This window comes from Microbacterium sp. SA156 (genome assembly GCF_049065455.1).
GTDB classification, from domain to species: domain Bacteria; phylum Actinomycetota; class Actinomycetes; order Actinomycetales; family Microbacteriaceae; genus Microbacterium; species Microbacterium barkeri.
In genome coordinates this window covers 345507-369123 of the sequence record NZ_JBAKGU010000001.1, presented here as the reverse complement: position 1 = coordinate 369123, position 23617 = coordinate 345507, and the positions used below count along the sequence as shown (strand labels likewise).

The following is a 23617-nucleotide window of genomic DNA, read 5'->3' as shown; positions in this document are numbered from 1 at the left end:
GTCTACACGTTGAAGCGGAACTCCACCACGTCGCCGTCCTGCATGACGTAGTCCTTGCCCTCGATCCGCACGCGGCCCTTCGCCTTGGCCTCGTTCATCGACCCGGCCTCGTCGAGGTCGGCGAACGAGACGATCTCGGCCTTGATGAAGCCGCGCTCGAAGTCGGTGTGGATGACCCCGGCGGCCTGCGGTGCCGTCCACCCCTTGCGGATGGTCCACGCGCGCGCCTCCTTGGGCCCCGCCGTGAGGTAGGTCTGCAGACCGAGGGTCTCGAAGCCGACGCGCGCGAGCTGGTCGAGCCCCGACTCCTCCTGGCCGAGCGACTGGAGCAGCTCGAGCGCCTCGGCCGGCTCGAGGTCGATGAGCTCCGACTCGACCTTCGCGTCGAGGAACACGGCCTTGGCGGGCGCGACGAGCGCCGCGAGCTCCGCCATCCGCTCGGCGTCGGTGAGGACGCCCTCGTCGACGTTGAACACGAACAGCGTCGGCTTGGCCGTCAGCAGGCCGAGCTCCTTGATCGGCGCGACGTCGAAGCCAGCCTGGAACAGCGTCTTGCCCGTGTCGAGCACGGCCTTCGCCTCGAGGGCGGCGGCGTGCACGGCCGGGTCGGTCTTCTTCCCCTTGACCTCCTTCTCGAGACGCGGCAGCGCCTTCTCGAGGGTCTGGAGGTCGGCGAGGATGAGCTCGGTGTTGATCGTCTCCATGTCGCTCGCCGGATCGACCTTGCCGTCGACATGCACGACATCCGTATCGGCGAATCCGCGCACGACCTGCGCGATCGCGTCGGCCTCGCGGATGTTCGCGAGGAACTGGTTGCCGAGGCCCTCGCCCTCGCTCGCCCCGCGCACGATGCCGGCGATGTCGACGAACGACACCGGCGCCGGGAGGATCCGCTGCGAGCCGAAGATCTCGGCGAGACGGTCCAGGCGCGCGTCCGGCAGCTCCACGACGCCGACGTTCGGCTCGATCGTCGCGAACGGGTAGTTCGCCGCGAGCACCGTGTTCTTGGTCAGGGCGTTGAAGAGGGTGGACTTGCCGACGTTGGGCAGGCCGACGATACCGATAGTGAGAGCCACGGGCATCCATCCTAGGGCGCGGCGCCTGCGAGGCCGCCCCGCGGATAGACGACGACCACGGGCGCTGTCCACCCGTTCCGCAAGCGCATGGCGACAGGTACCGTCTCGACCATGACGTGGCGCTCGCGGTGGGAGGCGCTCAAGCGCCGCAGCCAGGAGCTCGAGGGGCCGGGGCGCGGCCTCCTCGCCGCCAAGACGGCGGTGGCGTGCGGTCTCGCGTGGTACCTCGCACCCTGGGTGCCCTTCGCCGAGAACGAGTACTCCTACTACGCTCCCCTGGGCGCACTGGTGAGCATGTATCCCACCCTGATGCGCTCGGTGCGCACGGGCCTGCAGACGCTCGCGGGCGTCGGCATCGGCATCGCGCTCGGCGCCGCGGGGCTCGCTCTCGTGCACGCGGGCGGTCCGGCCGTGGTCGCCCTCGGCGGCGTGGTCGGCGTCGGCGTCCTCGCGGGGGCCACGCGCTTCCTCGGGGCGGGCGGCGACTGGGTCGCGATGGCCGGGATGTTCGTCCTGCTCCTCGGCGGGGCCGACGCCGACCAGTTCTCGATCTCGTACATCGTCACGCTCGCGTTCGGCGTCGTCGTCGGCGTCGCGGTCAACCTCGCGATCGTGCCGCCGCTGCACCTCGGGTATGCCAGCCGGCGCCTCTCGCAGCTGAGGGATGCCGCGGCAGGGTCGCTTCGCGATCTCGCGGACCTCCTCGAGCGCGGCACCGGGCCCCGCGAGGAGATCGACACGATCGTGAGCGGGCTCCGTCGCACCGCCTCCGCGGTCGCGGCCGACGTGCTCGATGCCGACGAGAGCGCCCGCGGCAACCCGCGCTCGCGCGGCCACCGTGAGGAGCGCGCCGTCAACGACCGGCGCCGCAGGGCTCTCGAGCACACGGTGTTCTCGATCCGCGACCTCAGCGACGCGCTCTTCCGCTCGGGTGGCGAGGACGACGGCGAGCCCACGGTCGACCGCACGGCGCATGAGCCGCTCGTCACGGCGATCCGCGCGTGCGCCGACCTCGTCGCGGCGCCCCTCGAGTCCGATGACGCCGACGAACTCGTGTCTGCTGCCGAGGACACGGTCGCCGGCTACCTCTCGACCGTGCGCGACGCCGGGGCTCCGAGTCCCGAGGCCGCGACGGTCGGGTTCTGCCTCCAGCGCATCCTCGAGAGCGCCCGGCCGATCACCCGATGAGGGATGGCCGGAGGTCGCGCAGCGTGCGGCGCCGCGTCATCCGGAAGGTCACGACAAAGGCCGCGAGCAGAGCGCCGACGAGCCACAGCCCGAGGAACCCCGCGTCCGCCCAGGCGCGCGCGTAGTCCCCTCCGTACATGAGCTGTCGGATGCCGTCGACCGCATGGCTCATCGGCAGCGCCTCGTGCAGCGTCCGAAGCGGTGTCGGCAGCGTCTGATACGGGAACGTCCCGCCCGCCGTGACGAGCTGGAGCACCATGAGCACGAGCCCGAGGAACTGCCCGACGCTCCCCAGCAGGACGTTCAGCGTGAGGATGATCGCAGCGAAGGTCGCGGAGGTGAGGGCCATGAACCCGAGCATCGGCCAGGGCTGCGCCACGGCGTACCCGAGGGCGAATGCGACGACGCAGAACACGACAGCCATCTGCAGGATGCCGAGCGCCGCAGGCGTCGTCCATGCCGCGAGCGTGATGGGCAGGGGTCGCCGCAGCGCCGTGACCGCGCGCTTCGAGTAGGGCTTGACGATGAGGAACAGCGCGTAGATCCCGATCCATGCCGCGAGGCTGATGAAGAAGGGCGCCATTCCCGCACCGTACGACGACGCCTCCGTGATCGCGTTCGACGACACGTGCACCGGGTCGGCGATCATCGCGGCGGCCGTCTTCCGCTCGTCCTCTGACTGGTCGGGGATCTGCGTGACAGCGTCGGCGAGTCCGTCACGCAGCTGCACGGCGCCGTCGTCGATCTTGACGAGGCCGTCCGCGAGCGACGACGCGCCGTCGGCGAGCTGCCGCACTCCGGTCGACAGGTCCGACGCGCCCGTCTGGGCGCTCGAGATCCCGTCGACCAGCGCGGGCATCCCGTCCGCGAGCTTCTGCGTGCCCTCGGCGACCTGCGCGCTGCCGTCGGCGAGCGCCTGGATGCTGCCGGCGGCATCCTGCACCTGCGCGTTCGCGCTCTCGAGATCCGTCCGCACGGGCGAGACGATTCCGAGCACCGTCTGGATCTGCGTCTCGTCGAGGCCGGCCTCCTGCAGGCGGCCCCGGATGTCCTCCTCCGTCGGGAGGTTCGCCACCGCGTCGCCGATGCGCTGCGCGACCGGCTGAACCGTCGCGGACAGCTGCGCGTTGCCCGCTGCGACCTGGTGCGCGCCGTCGTTGAGCTGGCGCGTCTGGTCGGGCAGCGCCGCGGTCGAGTCGCGCAGCGTCGTCAGGCCGTCCGCGAGCCGCGAGGCGCCGTCGGCCGCCGTGCCGGCGCCATCCGCGAGCGTCGCCGATCCCGTCCGCGCCTCGCCCGTCCCGTCCGCGAGCTCCCGCGCGCCGTCTGCGGCGTCGACGAGGCCCGATCGCACGGTCGCGAGCCCGTCGAGCAGCTTCTGCGCGGCCTCGCGGCCGACCTCCTGCGTGAGGCTCGAGCGCACCTTCTCGCCGACCTGATCCGCGATCGTGCCCGCGAGGTAGCTGTTGGAGTCGTTCGTCGTGACCTCCACGACGGCCTGCTCGGGGTCATCCCCCGCCGCCGAGGTGAGCGCTCGCGAGAAGTCCGGCCCGAACGTCACGATGAAGTCGTACTCCCCCGAGCGGATCCCGTCTGCGGCCTCCTGCGACGTCGTGACGTGCCAGTCCATCTCGGCGTCCTCGACGAGCTGGTCGCGCACCTGATCGCCGTAGTTGACCGTCTCGCCGTCCTGCGTCGCCCCTTCGTCTGCGACGACGAGCGCGACCGGCACCTGATCGAGGTTCCCGTACGGGTCGTCGTTGCCCCAGAGATAGAGGCCGGCGTAGAGCACGGGCACGAGCATGAGCGCCGCGAGCGCGAGCTTCGCCATCGGCGTGGCCGTGAGGCGCTTGAGCTCGGTGCGCACGAGGGTGAGGAAGGTCATCGTTCGGTCTCCTCCGCGTCGGGTCGCGACGCGATCGGGTCGGGGCAGACGGATGCGGCGGCGGATGGCCCCGCGTCCGCGATGTCGGATGGCGCGGTGTCGGATGGCGCGGTGTCGGACGGAGCGGGGGTCTCCCGCTCGCCCTCGACGGGGTCGTCGGCCTCGGAACGCAGGACGGTGACGGGCGGCGCGACCGGCAGCGGCGCGGTCTCGGCCGCAACCGGCTCGCGGACGACGTCGTGGACCTGGGCATGCGCGTCGCGCTCGAGTGCCATGAGCGCCCCGACGGCCTCGACCGATGCGCCGCCGGCGAGCACGATCACGAGGAGCCCGCGGTCCGCCCACGACCGAGCGACCTCGTACCATCCGCGCGGGTCGCCGCCGTGGCGGTCGGGCGAGACGATGACGAGCGCCTCGACTCCTCGGCGACGCGCCGCCGTCTCGGTGAGGACGCGCCCCCTCACCTCGGCGGGGAGCTCGCCCATGGCGGTGTCGCGGTAGGCGACGAGCCCCTCGTCGGCGAGCATCCGGCGCGCTGCGCGACGCGTGCCGCGCACCCCCGAGAAGGCGAGCTCCTCGCGGAGCACGGTGTGCAGGGCGAGATCGTCGACGGGGGCGCTCACGTCAGGCGCGTCGACGATCGCGACCGCGCGCCGCAGCGCTCGCGCGTCCGCGGCGCCGTCGAGAGCGACCTCGCCCGAGTCGGGCGACATCCGGCCGCCGAGGATGAGCGACAGCACGCTCGGCCGCTGTCCGCCCTCGACGGGGACGACGGCGACCTCGCCCGAGCGGGCGTGGACCGTCGTCTCCGGCAGCACGCTGCCCTTCGAGATGCCCCGCGCCGAGATCCTCATGCCGCGCCCACCGCCATCGCGACGGCCGCGGCGTCGCGCCAGGACAGCCCGGCGACGCCGAGTGCCGTGACCACGACGAGGTGCCGCGCCTCGGCGTCGCCGAGCCCGCGCCGCACGACCTCGTCGAGCACCGCGAGCGCGGAGTCCTCGATGAGCCGTGCCACGATCGCCGGGTCCGCGTCGGAGCGGAAGGAGCCCGACGCGGCACCGCGCGCGACCGCGTCGCGGAGGGACGCGCGGATGGGCTCCAGCCCGCGCGCGGCCGCTCGCTCCAGCGGTCCGCGCACGATCACGCGCGCGACGAGCTTGACGTCCGAGACCTCCTGCCACAGCGCCATCCCAATCCGAGCGACGTGCGCGGCCGGGTCGGGGTCGCCGACGTCGGCGAGTGCCGAGGCGATGCGCGCGGTGCCCCGCTCGACGAGCTCGCCGAGGAGCGCGTCCCGCGAGGGGAAGTGGCCGTAGAGGGCGCGCCGACTCAGACCCGCCTCGGCGGCGACGGCGTCGATCGATGCCTCGGGATCGCGTCGGAGCAGGCGCGCGGCGGCCTCGAGCAGGGCTTCCCTGTTCTCGAGCGCGTCGCGGCGACGGCCACGGGGCGGTGCGGTCTCGTCCATGACCTTCACGGTAGTAATCTGCACAACGGTGTGCAAGTTATTTCGGAGTACTCACAGGCGCGCCGCGGTCCGCGCTCCCAGGAACGTTCGGAGAGACTGGACGGATGCCCCTCGACTTCACCGCGATCGACTTCGAGACCGCGAACTCCCGCCCGGAGTCCGCATGCCAGGTCGGTCTCGCTCGCGTGAGGGGCGGCGAGATCGCCGCTCGCGCCTCGTGGCTGATCCGGCCGCCTGCGGGCTTCGACGAGTTCTTCGCCTTCAACTCGACGATCCACGGGATCCACGCCGACGACGTGGTCGGGGCGCCCGAATGGGCCGAGCAGTTCGACGATCTGCGCGACTTCGCGGGTGACGACATCCTCGTCGCGCACAGCGCGACCTTCGACATGGGCGTGCTCGGGCGCGCGTCGGCGGCCACGGGCGTCGTCTGCCCACCCTGGCGATCGCTGTGCAGCCTCCAGCTCGCGCGGAAGACGTACGATCTCCCGTCCTACAAGCTGCCGAGCGCGGCGGCCGCGGCCGGCTTCTCCGGCTTCGCGCACCATGACGCGGGCGCGGACGCCCTGGCATCCGCGCACATCGTCATCGACGCGGCGCGCCGATTCGGCGTGGACGATGTCGAGGCTCTCGCGCAGTCGGCGGGCATCGCCATCGCGACGCTGCTCGTCGCCGAGCCGGTGGGCTGAGTCGCCCACCCGCCGGTGCGGATGGCGGGAGTCAGCCGGGCAGGAAGCTCAGCAGGGCGACGACCGCCGCCGAGGTGACCACGAACGCGCCGATGTGCCACCAGGGGCTCGCCTCCTGGTCCGGCGCGCGGCGAACGCGGAAGAGGACATCGGGGCGGCGCGCCGGATCCTTCGCGGCGGCGACGACTGCCTGCGCGCCCGTCCGGACGTCGGGTTCCCGCACGGTCTGCTGAACGGTCTCGTGCACTGCCATGATCTCGGTCCACCCCTCCCGTGACGCGCTGAGTCCTCCTGCGCCATCTCCATTGTCGCCGAAGTCGGCTGAGAGGCGGTCACAGACACATCACGAACGCGGCGGACCGCGCTCAGGGGATCAGAACCACTTCGACTCGAGGTGGTCCGACGAGATGCGGCGCAGCGTGCCAGAGTGCCCGCGGAGCACGACGCTCTCGGTGTAGACGTAGCCGTCCTTGCGGCGCACGCCCTCGACGAGCGCGCCGTCGGTCACACCGGTCGCGACGAAGATCGTGTTGCTCCCGGCGACGAGGTCATCCGCCTCGTAGACGTGGTCCATCTTGAGGCCCGCGTCGATGCCCTTCTGCGCCTCGTCGTCGTCGCGCGGCCAGAGGCGGCCCTGGATGTGCCCGCCGAGGGCCTTGATCGCGCACGCCGTGACGATGCCCTCCGGGCTGCCGCCGATCCCGACGCACATGTCGGTGCGCGCATCGTGGCGGGCCGCGTTGATGCCGCCCGCGACGTCGCCGTCGCTCATGAGGCGCGTTCCCGCACCCGTCGCGCGGATGTCCTCGATGAGCTGCTCGTGGCGCGGACGGTTGAGCACCGACACGACCATCTCCTCGACGGGCTTGTCGAGGGCCTTCGCGAGGAGGCGGATGTTCTCGGCGATCGGCAGGCGGATGTCCACGACGCCGACGCCCGCCGGGCCGGTGACGAGCTTGTCCATGTAGAAGACGCTCGACGCGTCGAGCATCGTGCCGCGGTCGGAGAGCGCGATCACGGAGAGCGCGTTGTTGCGCCCGGCCGCCGTCAGCGAGGTGCCGTCGATCGGGTCGACCGCGATGTCGTACGAGCGACCGCGCCCCGTGCCCACGTGCTCGCCGTTGAAGAGCATCGGCGCGTTGTCCTTCTCGCCCTCACCGATCACGATGACGCCGTCGAAGTCGACGGTCGCGAGGAACGCGCGCATCGCGTCGACCGCCGCGCCGTCGGCGGCCTCCTTCGCGCCGCGGCCGATGAACGGGACCGAGCGGATCGCTGCGGCCTCCGTCGCGCGCACGAGCTCGAGCGCGATGTTGCGGTCGGGGTGGAGCGGGATGAGGTCGTCGGCGCTCGTGATCTCGTGCGTGTCGGCAGTCATGCTGAGAGAGTAGCGGCAGCGGATGGCGCAGATCGGGGTTCTTCGCGCGCTCCAGATCGAAGGAACTGCGTTTCTTTCCGGATCGTGAGGATCGCGCGCGATTGCCGCCGTCCTCGGAGCAGATCCGGCCTTCGCTAGGCTGAGACTGCACTCACCTCGCCATTCGAAGGAGCACCGCAATGCCCGTCGCCACCCCGGATCAGTATGCAGAGATGTTCGACCGCGCGAAGGCGGGCGGCTTCGCCTACCCCGCGTTCAACGTGTCGAGCTCGCAGACGATCAACGCCGTGCTCCAGGGCCTGACCGAGGCCGGCTCCGACGGCATCCTCCAGGTCACGACCGGCGGAGCCGACTACTTCGCCGGGCACACCGTCAAGGGCCGCGCGACCGGCGCGATCGCCATGGCGCAGTACGTCCGCGAGGTCGCCAAGAACTACCCCATCACGGTCGGCGTGCACACCGACCACTGCCCGAAGGACGCTCTCCCCGGCTTCGTGCTCCCGCTCCTGGAGTACTCGGAGGAGCTCGTGAAGAACGGCGGCGAGCCGCTCTTCAACTCGCACATGTGGGACGGCTCGGCCGTGCCGCTCGACGAGAACATCCAGATCGCGGCGGACCTCCTCCCCCGCATGAAGAACATCAACGCGATCCTCGAGATCGAGGTCGGCGTCGTCGGCGGCGAGGAGGACGGCGTCGCGCACGAGGGCTCGAACGAGGCGCTCTACACGACGGTCGCGGATGTCACGAAGGCCGTCGAGGCGCTCGGCCTCGGCGAGCAGGGCCGCTACATCGCCGCCCTGACCTTCGGCAACGTGCACGGCGTCTACAAGCCGGGCGGCGTCAAGCTCCGCCCCGAGCTCCTCGGCGAGATCCAGGAGGGCATCCAGGCGCGCTTCGGCACGGGCGAGAAGCCGCTCGACCTCGTCTTCCACGGCGGCAGCGGCTCGACCGACGAGGAGATCGCGCTCGCGGTCGCGAACGGCGTCGTCAAGATGAACATCGACACCGACACGCAGTACGCGTTCACGCGCTCGATCGCGGGCTACATGTTCTCGAACTACGACGGCGTCCTGAAGGTCGACGGCGAGGTCGGCAACAAGAAGCAGTACGACCCGCGCGCGTGGGGCAAGGTCGCCGAGTCGGCGATGGCCGCGCGCGTCGTGGAGTCGACCCGCCAGCTCGGCTCGTTCGGCAAGTCGCAGAGCTGACAGCGCTTCCAGACGACGAAGCCCGGCGCCGTGCGGCGCCGGGCTTCGTCGTCTCGGAGCTAGGAGCCGAACGACTCCTGCATCCGCAGCACGGCATCCCCGACGGCGGGATCGCTCACGAGAGGGATCACGACGACGATGCTCGCGAGCAGGTTGAAGACGACAGCGCCGGCGATCGGCACCCAGAAGGTGAGGCGCCCGCGCCGTGCGACGCGCCATGACAGGAGCGCGGTCGCCATCCATCCGAGCGTCAGCACGATCACGGCCGCCACGCCCCAGATCCGCACGCCGGCCGGGTCGGCGAGCTCGACGTCGAGTCCCATCGTCTCGAGCAGGCGCGTGGTGTCGAGCACGAGCGGAATCGACTGGATGACGCTGACGATTCCGAAGACGAGCATCGCGACGGTCGCCGCGCGGTCCACCAGGCGCCCGCCCGACAGGAGGGGCGCGGCGTCGGCAGACGGCGGCGCGACGGGGGCCGCGGGAACCGGCGCGCGGGTCTCGGGAGCGGAGGGGAGCCCCATGCGCGCGCGCTGCTCCTCAGGCGTGGCGTACTGCCCGAACCGCGGCTGCGGCCGCGCGTCGTCGCGGGGCTCGGTCATGCGCGGCCTCGGCCTCCCACGGCACGGGCGTCGCGGCGACCCGACGGATCCTGGCGGAGCTCCTTGGGCAGCGAGAACATGAGGTCCTCCTCCGCCGTCCGCACCTCCTCGACATCGCGGTAGCCGGCGCCCGCGAGCGCGTCGAGCACCTCCTGGACGAGCACCTCGGGCACGGAGGCGCCGCTCGTCACGCCCACGGTCTCGACGCCGTCGAGCCACTCCTGCCGGACCTCGCTCGCGTAGTCGACCCGGTAGGCGGCCTTCGCGCCGTGCTGGAGGGCGACCTCGACGAGGCGCACGCTGTTCGACGAGTTCGCCGAGCCGACGACGATCACGAGATCGGCTCCGGCCGCGACCTTCTTGATCGCGACCTGGCGGTTCTGCGTCGCGTAGCAGATGTCGTCGGACGGCGGGTTGTGCAGCTCGGGGAAGCGCGCGCGCAGGCGGTTGACCGTCTCCATCGTCTCGTCCACCGAGAGCGTGGTCTGCGAGAGCCACACGAGCTTCGACGGATCCTCGACCTCGATCGTGTCGGCCTCGTCGGGCGAGTTCACGATCGTGACGTTCTCGGGCGCCTCTCCCGCGGTGCCCTCGACCTCCTCGTGGCCCTCGTGGCCCACGAGCAGGATGTGGAAGTCGTCGCGGGCGAAGCGCACGGCCTCGCGGTGCACCTTGGTGACGAGCGGGCACGTGGCGTCGATGGCCTGGAGGCCCCGGTCCGACGCGGCGCTCACGACGGCGGGCGAGACCCCGTGCGCGCTGAACACGACGTGCGCGCCCTCTGGCACCTCGTCGACCTCCTCGACGAAGACGGCGCCCTTCGCCTCGAGCTCGCGCACCACGTGGATGTTGTGCACGATCTGCTTGCGCACGTAGACGGGCGACCCGTAGCGCTCGAGCGCCTTCTCGACCGTGATCACGGCGCGGTCGACGCCCGCGCAGTAGCCCCGCGGCGCCGCGAGCAGCACCCGCTTGCGTCCGGGCACGGGGTTATCCTGAAGGCGCACGCTCCTGCCCGGCACGCGGGGCACGGGCAGATGGATGGCGGTCGAGCTCATGCTCCGATCCTACGTGCGCCCCCTGGGGACAGGCAGGGTGCCGCCGTCCGAGGAGTGCGCCGCGAGGAGATCATGACGACGTTCCAGCCGGAGCCCGCCGAGGGCGAGCAGCCCCCCGCCGATTCCGTCGCCCCGCGCGACTCGAAGCCGGATGCGCCGACCTCGATCGCGCGCCTGAATCAGACGATCAAGGGCTTCATCGACCGCTGGGGTGCCGTGTGGGTCGAGGGCGAGATCACCTCGTGGAACGTGCGCGGCGGCGCCGTGTTCGGCCGCCTGAAGGACCTCCGATCGGATGCGCAGATCTCGATCCGGATGTGGTCCAGCGTCCGCGCGCGCACCCCGGCCGATCTGAAGGTCGGCGACCACGTGATCGCGTGCGTCAAGGCCGATTACTACCCGAAGGGCGGCGACCTCTCCTTCCAGGTCACCTCGATGCGCCACGTGGGCCTCGGCGAGCAGCTCGAGCGTCTCGAGAGGCTCCGCGCGCAGCTGCGCGCCGAGGGGCTCTTCGACCCCGCCCGGAAGAAGCCGCTCCCCTTCCTGCCCCACGGCATCGGGCTGATCACGGGCGAGCGCTCGGATGCCGAGAAGGACGTCCTGCGCAACGCCGAGCTGCGGTGGCCGCACGTCGACATCCGCACGATCCACGCCGCTGTGCAGGGCGAGCGCAGCGTGCCCGAGATCCTCCAGGCGCTCAGCGCGCTCGATGCGGATCCGCACATCGACGTCATCATCATCGCCCGCGGCGGCGGCGATCCGCAGACCCTCCTCGGGTTCAGCGACGAGCGCCTCGTCCGCGCGGTCGCGGCCGCGCGGACCCCGGTCGTGAGCGCGATCGGCCACGAGAACGACCATCCGCTGCTCGACGACGTCGCCGACCTGCGCGCCTCGACGCCCACCGACGCCGCGAAGCGCGTCGTCCCCGACGTCGGCGAGCAGCGGGCGCTGGTCGCGCAGCTGCGGTCGCGTCTCGCGACACGGCTGCAGCATCGCCTCCAGCACGACATCGCGCAGCTCGAGCACATCCGCTCGCGCCCCGTCCTGCGCGCGCCCGAGCGCCTCGTCGAGACGCGCGAGCAGGACGTCTTCCTCCTCGTGGCGCGAGGGCGCGACATCGCCCAGCGGCGCATCCACGACGGCGAGCGCCGCACCGCGGAGCTGCGGGCGTCGCTGCGCGCCCTCTCGCCGCAGTCGACGCTCGCACGGGGCTACGCGATCGCGCAGGCCGAGGATGGCGCCATCCTCCGGTCCGCGCAGGACGCGCCCCGTGGCGCGCGGCTCGTGCTCACCCTCGAGCACGGCGCCGTGTCGGCGACCTCGGGCGGACCGCTCGACGCGGGCGCCGCGCCCGCCTCCTCGTAGGATGGAACCGCTATGACCGAACAGGCTCCCCCCGCCGACGTCGCGTCCCTCTCGTTCGAACAGGCGCGGGACGAGCTCGTCCGCGTCGTGTCCGAGCTCGAGCAGGGCGCGCCCACCCTCGAGCAGTCCCTCGCGCTCTGGGAACGCGGCGAGGCGCTCGCGGCGCGGTGCGAGGAGTGGCTGCTCGGGGCGAAGCGCCGTCTCGAGGCCGCGCGCGCCGCGGGGGGCGAGGACTGATGGCGCGCGAGCCGCGCATCGCCGCACACCTCGGCCGCCCCGAGACGCCCGACGAGATCGCCGCACGGAAGGCCGAGAGCTCGCGCATCTACCGCGGCAGCCAGACGTTCCGCAACCTCATCGTCGCGCTCGTCGTCTCGCTCGCCGTCGTGGCCGTCATCGTGTGGGGCGTGCCGCGCGGCGAGGCCCCGGAGCCTGCGCCCATCAACGTGGCGGCGATCGCCGCCGATGCCGAGGAGACGACGGGCCACGACGCGATCGTCCCCGACGCCCCGGACGACTGGCGCGTGAACTCGGCACGGCTCGAGAACGGCGACGTCACGACGTGGAGCATCGCGTACGTTCCGACCCAGACCGGCTTCCTCCGACTGAGCCAGGGCTTCGACGCCGACGAGACCTGGGCCGCGCGGGTCCTGGGCGGGGCGGCGCCGACCGATACCGTCACGATCGACGGCGTCCGCTGGGACGTGTACGAGATCTCCGACCCCGAGGCGAACGCCAACGTGTCGTACGCGCTGGGCACCCAGGCCGGCGCCGACCACGTCCTCGTGTACGGATCCTCCGAGCCCGAGGTCGCCGCCGATCTCGCCGCGCTCGTGGCCGACCAGATCGACGCACTCGCGACCGCAGAAGGGACACCCGAATGAGCGAGAACCTCACCCCCGCCGAGGCGTGGGAGAAGATGCAGGCCGGCAACTCCCGGTTCGTGGCGGGCACGCCCGCGCACCCCCACCAGGATGTCCGCCGTCGTCACGAGCTCGCGGCGGGGCAGACGCCCCTCGCCACCCTCTTCGGATGCTCCGACTCGCGGCTGGCGGCCGAGATCATCTTCGACCTGGGCCTCGGCGACCTGTTCGTCGTGCGCAACGCCGGCCAGGTCCCCGGAGAGTCGATCGTCGGCTCCCTCGAGTACGCCGTCGAGGTGCTCGGCGTGCCGCTCCTCGTCGTGCTCGGGCACGACTCGTGCGGCGCGGTCCGCGCCGCGATCGACAGCACGGGGCCCGACGCACCCGTTCTGCCCCCGCACATCTGGCGTCAGATCTCGCCGATCGTGCCCGCGGTGCACGCGGCGCTGCGCGAGTCGGACGGCGCGACCCCCGCGACCGTCGATGCCGAGCTCGTCGGCCGCCTGCACGTGCGCGACACGATCGACTGGATCCTGCAGTCGTCCGAGCTGATCTCCCGCGCCGTCGCGGAGGGCCGTCTCGGCATCGTGGGAGCCAACTACCGACTGGCCGAGGGCACCGCGGTGCCCCACGTCACCATGGGCGTCGCGACCGACGCGGCCGCCTGAACCCGGAGGGAACAAGGAAGTGACCGAGATCGAGTACCGCATCGAGCACGACACCATGGGCGAGGTGCGCGTCCCCGCGACCGCCCTCTACCGCGCGCAGACGCAGCGCGCCGTGGAGAACTTCCCCATCTCGGGCAAGGGCCTGGAGTCGCGCCAGATCGCCGCGCTCGCGCGCATAAAGAAGGCGGCGGCCCTCGCCAACAAGGAGCTCGGGACGCTCGACGGCGCGATCGCCGACGCCATCGCGGCCGCGGCCGACGAGGTCGCCACCGGCGCCCACGACGACCAGTTCCCCGTCGACACCTACCAGACCGGGTCGGGCACGTCGTCGAACATGAACATGAACGAGGTCCTGTCGACGCTCGCGTCCGACCGCCTCGGCTCGCCCGTGCACCCCAACGACCACGTCAATGCCTCGCAGTCGTCGAACGACGTCTTCCCGACGTCGGTGCACGTCGCCGTCACCGAGGCGCTCATCACCGACCTCGTGCCCGCGCTCGACCACCTCGCGAAGGCCTTCGAGGAGAAGGCCGAGGCGTGGAAGTCGGTCGTCAAGTCCGGCCGCACGCACCTCATGGACGCGACGCCCGTGACGCTCGGCCAGGAGTTCGGCGGATACGCCCGCCAGATGCGGCTCGGCATCGAGCGCGTCGAGGCGTCGCTCCCCCGCGTCGCGGAGGTCCCGCTGGGCGGCACCGCGGTCGGCACCGGCATCAACACGCCGCTCGGCTTCCCGCAGAAGGTCATCGCGCTGCTCGCGGCCGAGACCGGCCTGCCCATCACCGAGGCGAAGGACCACTTCGAGGCGCAGGCGAACCGCGACGGGCTCGTCGAGGCCTCGGGCGCGCTCCGCACGATCGCCGTCTCGCTCACGAAGATCAACAACGACCTGCGCTGGATGGGCTCGGGGCCGAACACCGGGCTCGGCGAGCTCCACATCCCCGACCTCCAGCCCGGTTCGTCGATCATGCCCGGCAAGGTGAACCCCGTCGTGCCCGAGGCCACCCTCATGGTCTGCGCGCGCGTCATCGGCAACGACGCGACGATCGCGTGGGCCGGCGCGTCGGGCGCCTTCGAGCTCAACGTGGCGATCCCGGTCATGGGGACCGCGCTGCTCGAGTCGATCCGCCTCCTCGCCAACGCCTCGCGCGTGCTCGCCGACAAGACGATCGCGGGTCTCGAGGCGAACGTCGAGCGCGCGGCCGCCTTCGCGGGCATGTCGCCGTCGATCGTGACGCCGCTCAACAAGGTGATCGGCTACGAGGCGGCGGCGAAGATCGCCAAGCACTCCGTGGCGAAGGGCATCACGGTCCGCGAGGCCGTGATCGACCTCGGCTACGTCGAGCGCGGCGAGATCACGGAGGAGCAGCTCGACGAGAAGCTCGACCTGCTCTCGATGACGCACGCGGGCTGACGCGGAGCCCGCTCTCAGGGCCCGGGTGGACGATCGTCCGCCCGGGCCCTCTGCATGCGAGCCGTGCCCGGGGCGTCAGCCGGCGTTCGCCGCCGCTTCACCTGCCGGACACCCGGCATCGGTGAGGTGGTGGCGAGGGCTCTCCGGGGCCTGATCGACAAGGGATTCCCCCGCCCGCGAGAAGGAGACAGTCGAACATGGTCATCAACCTGGGCCGCACGCTTCCCATGGCGCAGCACGTCAAGGGCAAGCGAAGCGCCGTCACCTGCCACCTCAAGTGCGCCAACGCCTGTGCGAAGGGCGTGTGCAACACGTCCGGCAACGGCTACTTCCGCGACATCGTCGACGCCCAGCTCTCCCGCCGCGCTCTCCTCGGCCTCGGTGCGGCCGGCGCCGCCGCGATCGTGCTGGCGCCGTCGCTGGCCGGTCAGCGCGCCGCCGCGTCGACCGGCGCCGCCTACGCCGCCGTGGGCGAGACCGGCGCCTTCGGCTTCGCTCCGATCGACCCCGTTGCGTACACGGTCGACAGCTTCGTCGTCCCGGAGGGATTCGACTGGACCCCCATCATCCGCTGGGGCGACCCGCTCTTCGCCGACAGCCCCGCCTTCGACGCCCTCAACCAGACGCCCGAGGCCCAGGCCCGGCAGTTCGGCTACAACGTCGACTACACCGACATCATCCGCACCTCGGCCACCACGGCCATCCTCTTCGTGAACCACGAGTACACGAACGAGAACGTGATGTTCCCCGCCGAGCAGCTCGAGGGCGACGTGGAGCGCGTGCGCCGCGTCGGACTCAAGGCGCACGGTCTCAGCGTCGTCGAGCTCACGCGCACGAGCGAGACCGCGCCGTGGACGCCCGTCGTGGGCGGAGCCCTCAACCGCCGCTTCCTCGACGACACTCCCTACGCGTTCACCGGGCCCGCCGCAGGCAGCGAGCTCCTGCGCACGGTCGCCGATCCGGAGGGCAGGACCGTCCTCGGCACCTTCGGCAACTGCTCGGGCGGCACGACCCCGTGGGGCACCATCCTCAGCGGCGAGGAGAACTTCGACGGCTACTTCCGCTCGTCCGGCCTCTCGGAGGCCGAGCAGCGCTACGGCCTCCCCGACGAGGAGACCGCGCGCGGCTGGGAGAACGTCGACCCGCGGTTCGACGCGCGCACCCCCGGCTATGAGAACGAGCCCAACCGGTTCGGGTGGATCGTCGAGATCGACCCGACCGACCCGTCCTCGACGCCGCGCAAGCACACGTCTCTCGGCCGCCTGAAGCACGAGGGCGCGAACGTCATCGTCGCCGCGAACGGCAGGGTCGTGGCGTACACGGGCGACGACGAGCGCTTCGACTACCTCTACAAGTTCGTCTCCCGCGACACGTACGTGGAGGGCGACCGCGCGCACAACATGACGCTGCTCGAGAACGGCGACCTCTTCGTCGCGCGCTTCTCGGGCGACTCGCCCGCGACCGAGATCGACGGCTCGGGCACGCTGCCCTCCGACGGCGGCTTCGGCGGCTCGGGCGAGTGGCTCCCCCTCGTCGTCGACGGCGCATCGGCCGTCGACGGGATGAGCGTGGAGGAGGTGCTCGTGCACACGCGCCTCGCGGCCGACCGCGCGGGCGCCACGAAGATGGACCGTCCCGAGGACGTCCAGCCGCATCCGACGAGCGGCCGTGTCTACGTCGCGTGCACGAACAACAGCGACCGCGGCACGGAGGGCAAGGCCGGACCCGACGAGGTCAACCCGCGCACCGAGAACCGCGACGGGCACATCATCGAGATCACCGAGGATGGCGGCGACCAGACCGCGCGCACCTTCGGCTGGACGCTGCTCCTCGTCGCGGGCGACCCCGCGCGCAACGGCTCGGCGTACTTCTCCGGCTTCCCGGTCGACGAGGTCTCGCCCATCTCGTGCCCCGACAACCTCGCCTTCGACACGGCGGGCAACCTCTGGATCTCGACGGACGGCGCGCCCAGCACGATCGGGTTCAACGACGGCCTCTTCCGCGTCGGCCTCGAGGGCGACCAGCGCGGCCGAGTCGAGCAGTTCCTGTCGGTGCCGCGTGAGGCCGAGACCTGCGGCCCCGTCATCCACGACGACGAATGGCACGTGTTCGTGTCGGTGCAGCACCCGGGTGAGGACGGCTCGTTCGAGGAGCAGACCTCGACGTTCCCGGACAGCATGAAGCAGGCCCCGCTCTCGGGCGCCGGCGGCGGGACGTTCGCCGGCCCCCGACCGACGGTCGTCCAGGTGATGCCCGTGGCCGCGCCGTCGCCGACGCCCACGCCGACGGCGGAGCCCACCGCGACGCCTGAGCCGACGCCCACCGCGACGTCGACTCCGACGCCCACGACGACGCCGAGCGCGAGCCCCACGGCGACCCCGACCCAGGCGCCCACGCAGGCTCCGTCGCAGACGCCGGTCCCGTCGCCGTCGCAGAGTGCCGCGCCCTCGCCGGGCCCCGACGCCCCGCTGTCGCCCACGGGCGGCGGCGTCGTGGGCGGCCTGCTCGCGGGCGCCGGCGCGCTCGCGACCGCGGGCCTGGCGTTCCTCGCCCGCCGCAAGCGCGAGAACGGGCAGCAGCCGTCCGAGACGACCGACGAGGTCTGACCGGTCACGCGAGAGGGCCGGTCGGCGAGGAGATCCCTCGCCGACCGGCCCTCTCGGCTGTCAGCAGCAGCGCCCGCCGGGATCGAGGTCCTGCGCGCGGTGGATCTCGCGCCAGAACTCCCGCTCGGTGAGCGGCTCGCGGTCGGGATGGCGCTCTCGCTCGTGCGCGAGGTACGCCGCGTACCGCGACTGCCCGGTCATCCCCGAGACGAAGCGCGCGCACACGCTGCCCACGGCGGCCAGCGGCGCAAGCAGTCGGATGGCCATCAGTGCCCTCGCGAGGGGCGGCGCTCCGCGGGCAGGGCATCCCACTCGCGCTGCGCGGCCCGCTCCGCCGCCGTGGGGATGAGCCCTGCCGGGGCGAACCGGCGCGACGGGACGGGCGCGTCCTCGTTGTCGATCGTCTCGGTCGACCGCAGCGCCTGCACGACGCGGACGATCGCCGCAATGAGCACGATGAGCGTCAGCACGAGGAAGATGATCGAGAGCGTCCCCTGGATCGCCGTGTTGCGCACGACCGCCTCCATCGCCGCGACGCTCGGCGCGGTGCCGAACGAGGTCTCCCCCGCGGCGAGCGCCTCGCGGAATGCGGCGTGCTGCGCCCAGTAGCCGACCGCCGGCACGCTCGAGAAGATCTTGTGCAGCGACGCGACCGTCGTCACGACCGTGACGAACGCGAGCGGGAGCGCCACGATCCAGAGCGCCCCGAAGGTCCGTCGCCGCGCGACGATCGTGAGCACGACCGCGAGGGCGATCGCGGCGAGCAGCTGGTTGGCGATGCCGAACAGCGGGAAGAGCGTGTTAATGCCGCCGAGCGGATCCGTCACGCCCATGATGAGCACCGCTCCCCAGCCGGCGACCATGATCGCCGTGCAGATCCACGCTCCGAGCCGCCACGACGTGTCGCGGAACCGCGGGATGACGTTCCCGATCGAATCCTGGAGCATGAACCGTGCGACGCGCGTGCCGGCATCCACCGCCGTGAGGATGAACAGCGCCTCGAACATGATCGCGAAGTGGTACCAGAACGACATCATGCCGCTGCCGCCGATCCACTGGCCCATGATGAGCGCGAGCCCGACGGCGAGGGTCGGGGCGCCGCCCGTGCGCGACACGATCGACTCCTCCCCCACGAGCTGGGCCATGGTGGTGAGCGCGTCCGGCGTGAGCGAGACGCCGGTCAGCCCGAGCCCGTTCACCCAGGCCACCGCCCCTTCGACCGTGCCGAGAGTGGCCGCCGCCGAGGAGTTCATCGCGAAGTAGATGCCGCGGTCGATCGAGACGGCGGCGACGAGAGCCATGACCGCGACGAACGACTCCATGAGCATGCCGCCGTAGCCGATGAAGCGCGTCTGCTTCTCCTTCTCGATCATCTTCGGCGTCGTGCCCGACGAGATGAGCGCGTGGAAGCCCGAGAGGGCGCCGCAGGCGATCGTGACGAAGAGGAACGGGAACAGCGGCCCGCTCCATACCGGCCCCGTCTCGCCGCTCGCGAACTCGCTGAACGCCGGCACCGAGATCTCGGGGCGCACGAAGACGATCGCGACCGCGAGCGCGACGATCACGCCCACCTTCATGAAGGTCGAGAGGTAGTCCCGCGGCGCGAGCAGCATCCACACGGGCAGGACGGCGGCGACGAAGCCGTACACGATGATGGCCCACGCGACCGTCACGCGGTCGAGGTGGAAGAGGGCCTGCCCCCACTCGGTCGCCGCGATCGCGCCGCCGCCGACGATGGCCGCCATGAGGAGGACGAACCCGATGATCGAGACCTCGAGGATGCGGCCCGGGCGGATCCAGCGGAGGTACGCGCCCATGAACAGCGCGATCGGGATGGTCATGGCGACCGAGAACACGCCCCACGGGCTCTCGCCGAGGGCGTTCACGACGATGAGCGCGAGGATGGCCGTGATGATGATCATGATGAGGAGCGTCGCGAGGATGGCCGCGGCGCCGCCGAAGCGGCCCAGCTCATCCTTCGCCATCTGGCCGAGCGAGCGGCCGCCGCGGCGCATCGAGAAGAACATCACGAGGTAGTCCTGCACCGCGCCGGCCAGGACGACGCCCACGATGATCCAGATGGTGCCGGGGAGGTATCCCATCTGGGCCGCGAGGACGGGGCCCACGAGGGGCCCTGCGCCGGCGATCGCGGCGAAGTGGTGGCCGAACAGCACGACGCGGTCGGTGGGGACGAAGTCCTTGCCGTCCGACCGGTACTCCGCGGGCGTCGCGCGACGGTCATCCGGGCGCACGATCTTCCGCTCGATGTACTTCGCGTAGAACCGGTAGAACACGAGGTACGTGCACACGGCGGCGAAGACGAACCAGATCGCGTTCACCGTCTCGCCGCGCACGATCGCGAGCATGGTCCATGCGACACCGCCGAGGAGGGCGATGGCCGCCCAGATCACGATGCGCAGCGGCGTCCAGCGGCGGTCGTCCGGAACGGCGACGGGCGGCGACGCCTCGGTCTCGGGGGCGATGCGCGGGGCTGGGTCCTGTGCCATGGCCGTGACTCCTTCGTCTCCTCGTGCGTCGGCCGACATGCCGACCGGTATCCGAGGATACGCACGGCGACGGCGGCGGAGACGTTGCCCCGCCGCCGTCGCCGCGCCCGTGTCAGGAGAGCTCGCCGACCTCCAGCAGGTCGGTCACGAGGGCCGCGATCGCCGAGCGCTCGCTGCGCGTGAGCGTGACGTGCCCGAAGAGATCGTGTCCCTTGAGCGACTCGATGACGCTCGCGATGCCGTCGTGGCGGCCGACGCGCAGGTTGTCGCGCTGCCCCACGTCGTGCGTGAGGACGACCTTCGATCCCTGCCCGATCCGGCTCAGCACCGTGAGGAGCACGTTGCGCTCGAGCGACTGCGCCTCGTCGACGATCACGAACGCGTCGTGCAGCGAGCGGCCGCGGATGTGCGTGAGCGGGAGCACCTCGAGCATCCCGCGCTCCACGACCTCGTCGAGGACGTTCTGCGACACGACCGATCCGAGCGTGTCGAAGACCGCCTGACCCCAGGGATTCATCTTCTCGGCCTGGTCGCCGGGCAGGTAGCCGAGCTCCTGGCCGCCCACCGCGAACAGCGGCCGGAAGACGATGATCCTCTTCTGCTGCTGGCGCTCGAGCACCGCCTCCAGCCCCGCGCAGAGCGCGAGCGCCGACTTGCCGGTTCCGGCGCGCCCGCCCAGGGAGACGATGCCGACGGTCGGGTCGAGGAGGAGGTCGATCGCGATGCGCTGCTCGGCCGAGCGCCCGTGCAGGCCGAACACCTCGCGGTCGCCGCGGACGAGGCGCAGCTCGCCGTCGCCCGTGACGCGGCCGAGCGCCGAGCCCCGCTCCGACTGGATGACGAGGCCGGTGTTGACCGGGAGCCCGCGTGCATCGTCGTGCAGCGCGACCTCGCTCTCGTAGAGGTCCGACATCTCGTCGCCCGAGACCTGCAGGGTCGCGATCCCGGTCCAGCCCGAGTCGACCGCCTGCTCCGCGAGGTACTCCTCTGCCGCAAGGCCGAGAGAGGCGGCCTTCACGCGCATCGGGAGGTCCTTGGAGACGATCGTGACGCTCTGTCCGTCCTGTGCGAGGTGCGCGGCGACGGCGAGGATGCGGCTGTCGTTGTCGGCGAGCCGGATGCCGCTGGGCAGCACGCTCTGGTCGGTGTTGTTGAGCTCGACGCGCAGCGTGCCGCCCTCGCCCACGGGCACGGGGAAGTCGAGGCGCCCGTGCTCGACGCGCAGCTCGTCCAGGTGCCGCAGCGCGGCGCGTGCGAAGTAGCCGATCTCCGGATCGTGCCGTTTGCCCTCGAGCTCGGTGATCACCACCACGGGGATCACGACGCTGTGCTCCGCGAAGCGGAAGAACGCCCTCGGATCGCTCAGCAGGACCGAGGTGTCGAGCACGTAGGTGCGCAGGTCCTGCGCCTCCCGCGTCGTCGACCGCCGCCCGGTCTTCCTGACAGTGCTGGTGCTCACGCCCGTCGTGGTGGCCACGTCACACTCCCGACCCCGGGCTTCCGCCCGGATTCGACGAGTCGACCTGGGGCCACGAGTCGCAGTCCTGACGGCCGACCCGACCGGACGCCTTGCCCGGTGATCCGAAGCTACGACCGCCGGGGCGGTCTGCGGCGCATGGACACGCTGACGGGCGGATGAAGATCTCGTGAACGCGGCGAGGTCAGCCCACGCGCGTCTGCACGAAGACCGCGCACGCGTCGTCGAGCATCCGCAGCGTCTCGTCGTCGGTCGCGACGTGCGGCGACACGCGGACGTATCCGGATCGCGCCGTCGCCGTCACCCCCGCGTTTGCGAGGGCGGCGCCGAGGGCTCCGACGTGACGTGCCCCGGGGTCGAGGGCGACGATGCCCGCGCGTCGGGCCGGATCGCGCGGCGTCACGACCTCGATGCCGTGCGCGTCGGCGATCTCGATGATGCGTCCGGTGCGCTCCGCCACGGCCGCCTCGATCTCGGCGATGCCCGCGGATGCGACCTCGCCGACCGCCGACGCGAGACGCGCGGCCGCCAGGGGGTCGGGGCGCGAGACCGTGAAGGCGCGCGCATCGGGCGCGGGCGCCGGCACGGGCACGACGTCGTACGGCAGGTCGTCGGCGTCCGTGCCGGTGGTGCCCGAGAGCACGGGATCGAGCGCGACGCGCGCCCGTCGGCCGTACCACGCGAAGCCGGTGCCCCGCCCCGCCCGCAGCCACTTGTATCCGTGCGCGGCGACGACATCCGCGGCCGTCCATTCGGCGTCGACGACGCCGACGGCCTGCGTCGCGTCGACGATGAGCAGCCGGTCGTCGCCGATGACCTCGCGGATGCCTGCGAGGTCGGCGCGGTATCCGGTGCGGAAGTCGACGAGACTCACGGCCACCGCGCTCGTGGACTCGTCGATCGTCTCGGCGACGGCCTCGGGCGTGACGAACCGGTGCTCGGGCGCGATCCACTGCGGCACGATGCGGCCGAGGGCGGTCGCGGCCCGCGCGATCGTCACGGGGATGCTGGGGAACTCGAGGGGCGACGCGACGACGCCGCCCGTGATGCCGTAGACGGCCTGCGCGAGGCCGTGCGTGGTCGAGGGCTGCAGGGCCACCTCCGCGGGGTCCATGCGCAGGAGGCCGGCGATCGCCGCGCGCGCCTCGTCCGCACGGCCGGACACGAGGCCGATCCCGCTCTCGCGACCGGAGCCGAGCAGCTCGAGATCGGCCATCGCCTCCTCGCGCACGGTGCGGGAGAGGGGGCCGAACCGCGCCCAGTCGAGATAGCCCGGTTCCACGTCGAACGAGGCGGTGAGGTCTGCGAGGGTGGTCACGCCTCCATTCTCGCAGAGGCGGCGGTCCGCGAGGTTGCGCGCGTCAGCGGCCGAAGCGCCGGTCTCGCGACCCGAAGTCGCGGATGGCGCGGAGGAAGTCGACCTCGCGCAGGTCGGGGCCGAGCGCCTCGAGGAAGTAGAACTCGCTGTGCGCGCTCTGCCAGAGCAGGAAGTCGCTCAGGCGCTGCTCGCCGCTCGTCCGGATGACGAGGTCGGGGTCCTTCTGACCTCCCGTGTAGAGGTGCTCGGCGATCTGCTCGGGCGTGAGGTGCGCGGCGAGATCCTCGAGGGTGCCCCCGTTCGACCCGTGCTCGCGGATGATGCTGCGGACGGCGTCGACGATCTCGTGGCGTCCGCCGTACCCGACCGCGAGGTTGACGTGCAGCCCGCTGTTGCCGCGGGTGCGCTCCTCCGCGTCGCGCAGGGCGGACAGGAGGAAGTCCGGAAGGCCCTCGGAGCGTCCCACGTGCTGCACGCGCCAGTCCCGTCGTCGGGAGAGCTGCCCCGCGAGCCCCGCGATGATCTCGATGAGATCCTGCAGCTCGCGGCTGTCGCGCTTGCGGAGGTTGTCGTGCGAGAGCAGGTAGAGCGAGACGACCTCGACGCCGATGGCCTCGCACCACTCGAGGAACTCGCGCATCTTCGCGGCGCCCGCGCGGTGCCCGTGCGCCGGCGTCTCGTAGCCCAGCTGACGCGCCCAGCGGCGATTGCCGTCGATCATCATCGCGACGTGGTGGGGCACCTTCGCCGGATCGATCTGCCGGTGCAGCCGCGAGATGTAGAGACGGTACAGAGGCCCCCGTCCTGCCGCCGACCGCTCGCTGATCACCCTCCGAGCGTACTCCGG

Annotated in this window: 22 protein-coding genes; 9 read left to right on the top strand and 13 right to left on the bottom strand. The window is 71.8% G+C overall.

Going from position 1 to position 23617, the window contains the following annotated elements; translation table 11 throughout:
- Nucleotides 1-2: 2 nt before the first annotated feature.
- Nucleotides 3-1076 (bottom strand): redox-regulated ATPase YchF, encoded by a 1074-nt coding sequence (gene ychF, locus ACOWU6_RS01555; RefSeq protein ID WP_282979560.1) that lies wholly within the window; start codon nucleotides 1074-1076, stop codon nucleotides 3-5.
- 111 nt (nucleotides 1077-1187) lie between these two features.
- Between ychF and ACOWU6_RS01550 the strand changes: the two genes are divergently transcribed.
- Entirely contained in the window at nucleotides 1188-2264 is a 1077-nt protein-coding gene (locus ACOWU6_RS01550; RefSeq protein ID WP_421074474.1) for an FUSC family protein, read from the top strand.
- Here the strand turns inward: ACOWU6_RS01550 and ACOWU6_RS01545 are convergent.
- From ACOWU6_RS01545 to ACOWU6_RS01535, 3 genes are read right to left on the bottom strand one after another with little or no spacing between them, the layout of a single operon-like run.
- A complete protein-coding gene (locus ACOWU6_RS01545; protein ID WP_421074473.1) occupies nucleotides 2254-4146 on the bottom strand; it encodes a YhgE/Pip family protein in 1893 nt (630 codons plus the stop codon). The two genes, ACOWU6_RS01550 and ACOWU6_RS01545, sit on opposite strands and share 11 nt — an antisense overlap.
- Nucleotides 4143-5000: a hypothetical protein gene (locus ACOWU6_RS01540; protein ID WP_421074472.1), complete on the bottom strand. Its 858-nt coding sequence runs from the start codon at nucleotides 4998-5000 to the stop codon at nucleotides 4143-4145. Before ACOWU6_RS01540 ends, ACOWU6_RS01545 begins: the two co-directional genes overlap by 4 nt.
- Nucleotides 4997-5617, bottom strand: a complete 621-nt coding sequence (locus ACOWU6_RS01535) for a TetR/AcrR family transcriptional regulator (RefSeq protein WP_282979565.1) — start codon at nucleotides 5615-5617, stop codon at nucleotides 4997-4999. The genes ACOWU6_RS01540 and ACOWU6_RS01535 overlap by 4 nt, the downstream gene beginning before the upstream one ends.
- A gap of 104 nt (nucleotides 5618-5721) precedes the next feature.
- Between ACOWU6_RS01535 and ACOWU6_RS01530 the strand changes: the two genes are divergently transcribed.
- Entirely contained in the window at nucleotides 5722-6306 is a 585-nt protein-coding gene (locus tag ACOWU6_RS01530) for a 3'-5' exonuclease (RefSeq protein ID WP_282979567.1), read from the top strand.
- Between the two features lie 31 nt (nucleotides 6307-6337).
- Here the strand turns inward: ACOWU6_RS01530 and ACOWU6_RS01525 are convergent, their stop codons facing one another.
- Nucleotides 6338-6559, bottom strand: coding sequence for a UDP-N-acetylmuramyl pentapeptide phosphotransferase (locus ACOWU6_RS01525; RefSeq protein WP_271173757.1), 222 nt, complete (start codon nucleotides 6557-6559; stop codon nucleotides 6338-6340).
- Between the two features lie 120 nt (nucleotides 6560-6679).
- Nucleotides 6680-7684, bottom strand: a complete 1005-nt coding sequence (gene glpX, locus ACOWU6_RS01520) for a class II fructose-bisphosphatase (RefSeq protein WP_271173758.1) — start codon at nucleotides 7682-7684, stop codon at nucleotides 6680-6682.
- A gap of 179 nt (nucleotides 7685-7863) precedes the next feature.
- Here glpX and fbaA point away from each other — a divergent pair, with 179 nt between their 5' ends.
- A complete protein-coding gene (gene fbaA / locus ACOWU6_RS01515) occupies nucleotides 7864-8892 on the top strand; it encodes a class II fructose-bisphosphate aldolase (RefSeq protein ID WP_282979568.1) in 1029 nt (342 codons plus the stop codon).
- 59 nt (nucleotides 8893-8951) lie between these two features.
- Here fbaA and ACOWU6_RS01510 read toward each other — a convergent pair whose 3' ends face one another.
- Together ACOWU6_RS01510 and ACOWU6_RS01505 are read right to left on the bottom strand one after the other, a co-directional pair.
- Complete coding sequence (locus ACOWU6_RS01510) at nucleotides 8952-9494, bottom strand: DUF6264 family protein (RefSeq protein WP_324014423.1); 543 nt, start codon at nucleotides 9492-9494, stop codon at nucleotides 8952-8954.
- Nucleotides 9491-10552: a 4-hydroxy-3-methylbut-2-enyl diphosphate reductase gene (locus ACOWU6_RS01505; RefSeq protein ID WP_421074471.1), complete on the bottom strand. Its 1062-nt coding sequence runs from the start codon at nucleotides 10550-10552 to the stop codon at nucleotides 9491-9493. The genes ACOWU6_RS01510 and ACOWU6_RS01505 overlap by 4 nt, the downstream gene beginning before the upstream one ends.
- Nucleotides 10553-10624: 72 nt before the next feature.
- On the opposite strand from ACOWU6_RS01505, the gene xseA reads away from it, so the two are divergent.
- The 6 genes from xseA to ACOWU6_RS01475 all read left to right on the top strand — a co-directional run bounded on the left by xseA (nucleotide 10625) and on the right by ACOWU6_RS01475 (nucleotide 17468).
- Complete coding sequence (gene xseA / locus ACOWU6_RS01500; protein ID WP_421074470.1) at nucleotides 10625-11917, top strand: exodeoxyribonuclease VII large subunit; 1293 nt, start codon at nucleotides 10625-10627, stop codon at nucleotides 11915-11917.
- 12 nt (nucleotides 11918-11929) lie between these two features.
- Entirely contained in the window at nucleotides 11930-12154 is a 225-nt protein-coding gene (locus ACOWU6_RS01495) for an exodeoxyribonuclease VII small subunit (protein ID WP_421074469.1), read from the top strand.
- Nucleotides 12154-12801: a DUF4245 family protein gene (locus tag ACOWU6_RS01490; protein WP_421074468.1), complete on the top strand. Its 648-nt coding sequence runs from the start codon at nucleotides 12154-12156 to the stop codon at nucleotides 12799-12801. Before ACOWU6_RS01495 ends, ACOWU6_RS01490 begins: the two co-directional genes overlap by 1 nt.
- A complete protein-coding gene (locus tag ACOWU6_RS01485) occupies nucleotides 12798-13448 on the top strand; it encodes a carbonic anhydrase (protein ID WP_271173765.1) in 651 nt (216 codons plus the stop codon). Before ACOWU6_RS01490 ends, ACOWU6_RS01485 begins: the two co-directional genes overlap by 4 nt.
- A gap of 19 nt (nucleotides 13449-13467) precedes the next feature.
- Complete coding sequence (locus ACOWU6_RS01480; RefSeq protein WP_271173766.1) at nucleotides 13468-14862, top strand: class II fumarate hydratase; 1395 nt, start codon at nucleotides 13468-13470, stop codon at nucleotides 14860-14862.
- A gap of 197 nt (nucleotides 14863-15059) precedes the next feature.
- Entirely contained in the window at nucleotides 15060-17468 is a 2409-nt protein-coding gene (locus ACOWU6_RS01475) for a PhoX family protein (RefSeq protein WP_421074467.1), read from the top strand.
- A gap of 60 nt (nucleotides 17469-17528) precedes the next feature.
- Here ACOWU6_RS01475 and ACOWU6_RS01470 read toward each other — a convergent pair whose 3' ends face one another.
- The 5 genes from ACOWU6_RS01470 to ACOWU6_RS01450 all read right to left on the bottom strand — a co-directional run bounded on the left by ACOWU6_RS01470 (nucleotide 17529) and on the right by ACOWU6_RS01450 (nucleotide 23599).
- Nucleotides 17529-17735, bottom strand: coding sequence for a YbdD/YjiX family protein (locus tag ACOWU6_RS01470; RefSeq protein WP_271173767.1), 207 nt, complete (start codon nucleotides 17733-17735; stop codon nucleotides 17529-17531).
- Complete coding sequence (locus ACOWU6_RS01465) at nucleotides 17735-19975, bottom strand: carbon starvation CstA family protein (protein WP_421074466.1); 2241 nt, start codon at nucleotides 19973-19975, stop codon at nucleotides 17735-17737. Before ACOWU6_RS01465 ends, ACOWU6_RS01470 begins: the two co-directional genes overlap by 1 nt.
- A gap of 112 nt (nucleotides 19976-20087) precedes the next feature.
- Nucleotides 20088-21434, bottom strand: coding sequence for a PhoH family protein (locus ACOWU6_RS01460; RefSeq protein ID WP_324014419.1), 1347 nt, complete (start codon nucleotides 21432-21434; stop codon nucleotides 20088-20090).
- Between the two features lie 202 nt (nucleotides 21435-21636).
- A complete protein-coding gene (locus ACOWU6_RS01455) occupies nucleotides 21637-22770 on the bottom strand; it encodes an aminotransferase class V-fold PLP-dependent enzyme (protein ID WP_421074465.1) in 1134 nt (377 codons plus the stop codon).
- Between the two features lie 43 nt (nucleotides 22771-22813).
- On the bottom strand, nucleotides 22814-23599 hold the full coding sequence (locus ACOWU6_RS01450; protein ID WP_271173771.1) for an isoprenyl transferase: 786 nt from the start codon (nucleotides 23597-23599) through the stop codon (nucleotides 22814-22816).
- Nucleotides 23600-23617 lie beyond the last annotated feature (18 nt).

What these genes read in the sequence shown, in the direction of transcription:
- ACOWU6_RS01550 (WP_421074474.1), top strand. Translation starts at nt 1,188, where the DNA reads ATGACGTGGCGCTCGCGGTGGGAGGCGCTCAAGCGCCGCAGCCAGGAG.
- ACOWU6_RS01545 (WP_421074473.1), bottom strand. Translation starts at nt 4,146, where the DNA reads ATGACCTTCCTCACCCTCGTGCGCACCGAGCTCAAGCGCCTCACGGCC.
- ACOWU6_RS01540 (WP_421074472.1), bottom strand. Translation starts at nt 5,000, where the DNA reads ATGAGGATCTCGGCGCGGGGCATCTCGAAGGGCAGCGTGCTGCCGGAG.
- ACOWU6_RS01535 (WP_282979565.1), bottom strand. Translation starts at nt 5,617, where the DNA reads ATGGACGAGACCGCACCGCCCCGTGGCCGTCGCCGCGACGCGCTCGAG.
- ACOWU6_RS01530 (WP_282979567.1), top strand. Translation starts at nt 5,722, where the DNA reads ATGCCCCTCGACTTCACCGCGATCGACTTCGAGACCGCGAACTCCCGC.
- ACOWU6_RS01525 (WP_271173757.1), bottom strand. Translation starts at nt 6,559, where the DNA reads ATGGCAGTGCACGAGACCGTTCAGCAGACCGTGCGGGAACCCGACGTC.
- glpX (WP_271173758.1), bottom strand. Translation starts at nt 7,684, where the DNA reads ATGACTGCCGACACGCACGAGATCACGAGCGCCGACGACCTCATCCCG.
- fbaA (WP_282979568.1), top strand. Translation starts at nt 7,864, where the DNA reads ATGCCCGTCGCCACCCCGGATCAGTATGCAGAGATGTTCGACCGCGCG.
- ACOWU6_RS01510 (WP_324014423.1), bottom strand. Translation starts at nt 9,494, where the DNA reads ATGACCGAGCCCCGCGACGACGCGCGGCCGCAGCCGCGGTTCGGGCAG.
- ACOWU6_RS01505 (WP_421074471.1), bottom strand. Translation starts at nt 10,552, where the DNA reads ATGAGCTCGACCGCCATCCATCTGCCCGTGCCCCGCGTGCCGGGCAGG.
- xseA (WP_421074470.1), top strand. Translation starts at nt 10,625, where the DNA reads ATGACGACGTTCCAGCCGGAGCCCGCCGAGGGCGAGCAGCCCCCCGCC.
- ACOWU6_RS01495 (WP_421074469.1), top strand. Translation starts at nt 11,930, where the DNA reads ATGACCGAACAGGCTCCCCCCGCCGACGTCGCGTCCCTCTCGTTCGAA.
- ACOWU6_RS01490 (WP_421074468.1), top strand. Translation starts at nt 12,154, where the DNA reads ATGGCGCGCGAGCCGCGCATCGCCGCACACCTCGGCCGCCCCGAGACG.
- ACOWU6_RS01485 (WP_271173765.1), top strand. Translation starts at nt 12,798, where the DNA reads ATGAGCGAGAACCTCACCCCCGCCGAGGCGTGGGAGAAGATGCAGGCC.
- ACOWU6_RS01475 (WP_421074467.1), top strand. Translation starts at nt 15,060, where the DNA reads ATGGTCATCAACCTGGGCCGCACGCTTCCCATGGCGCAGCACGTCAAG.
- ACOWU6_RS01470 (WP_271173767.1), bottom strand. Translation starts at nt 17,735, where the DNA reads ATGGCCATCCGACTGCTTGCGCCGCTGGCCGCCGTGGGCAGCGTGTGC.
- ACOWU6_RS01465 (WP_421074466.1), bottom strand. Translation starts at nt 19,975, where the DNA reads ATGGCACAGGACCCAGCCCCGCGCATCGCCCCCGAGACCGAGGCGTCG.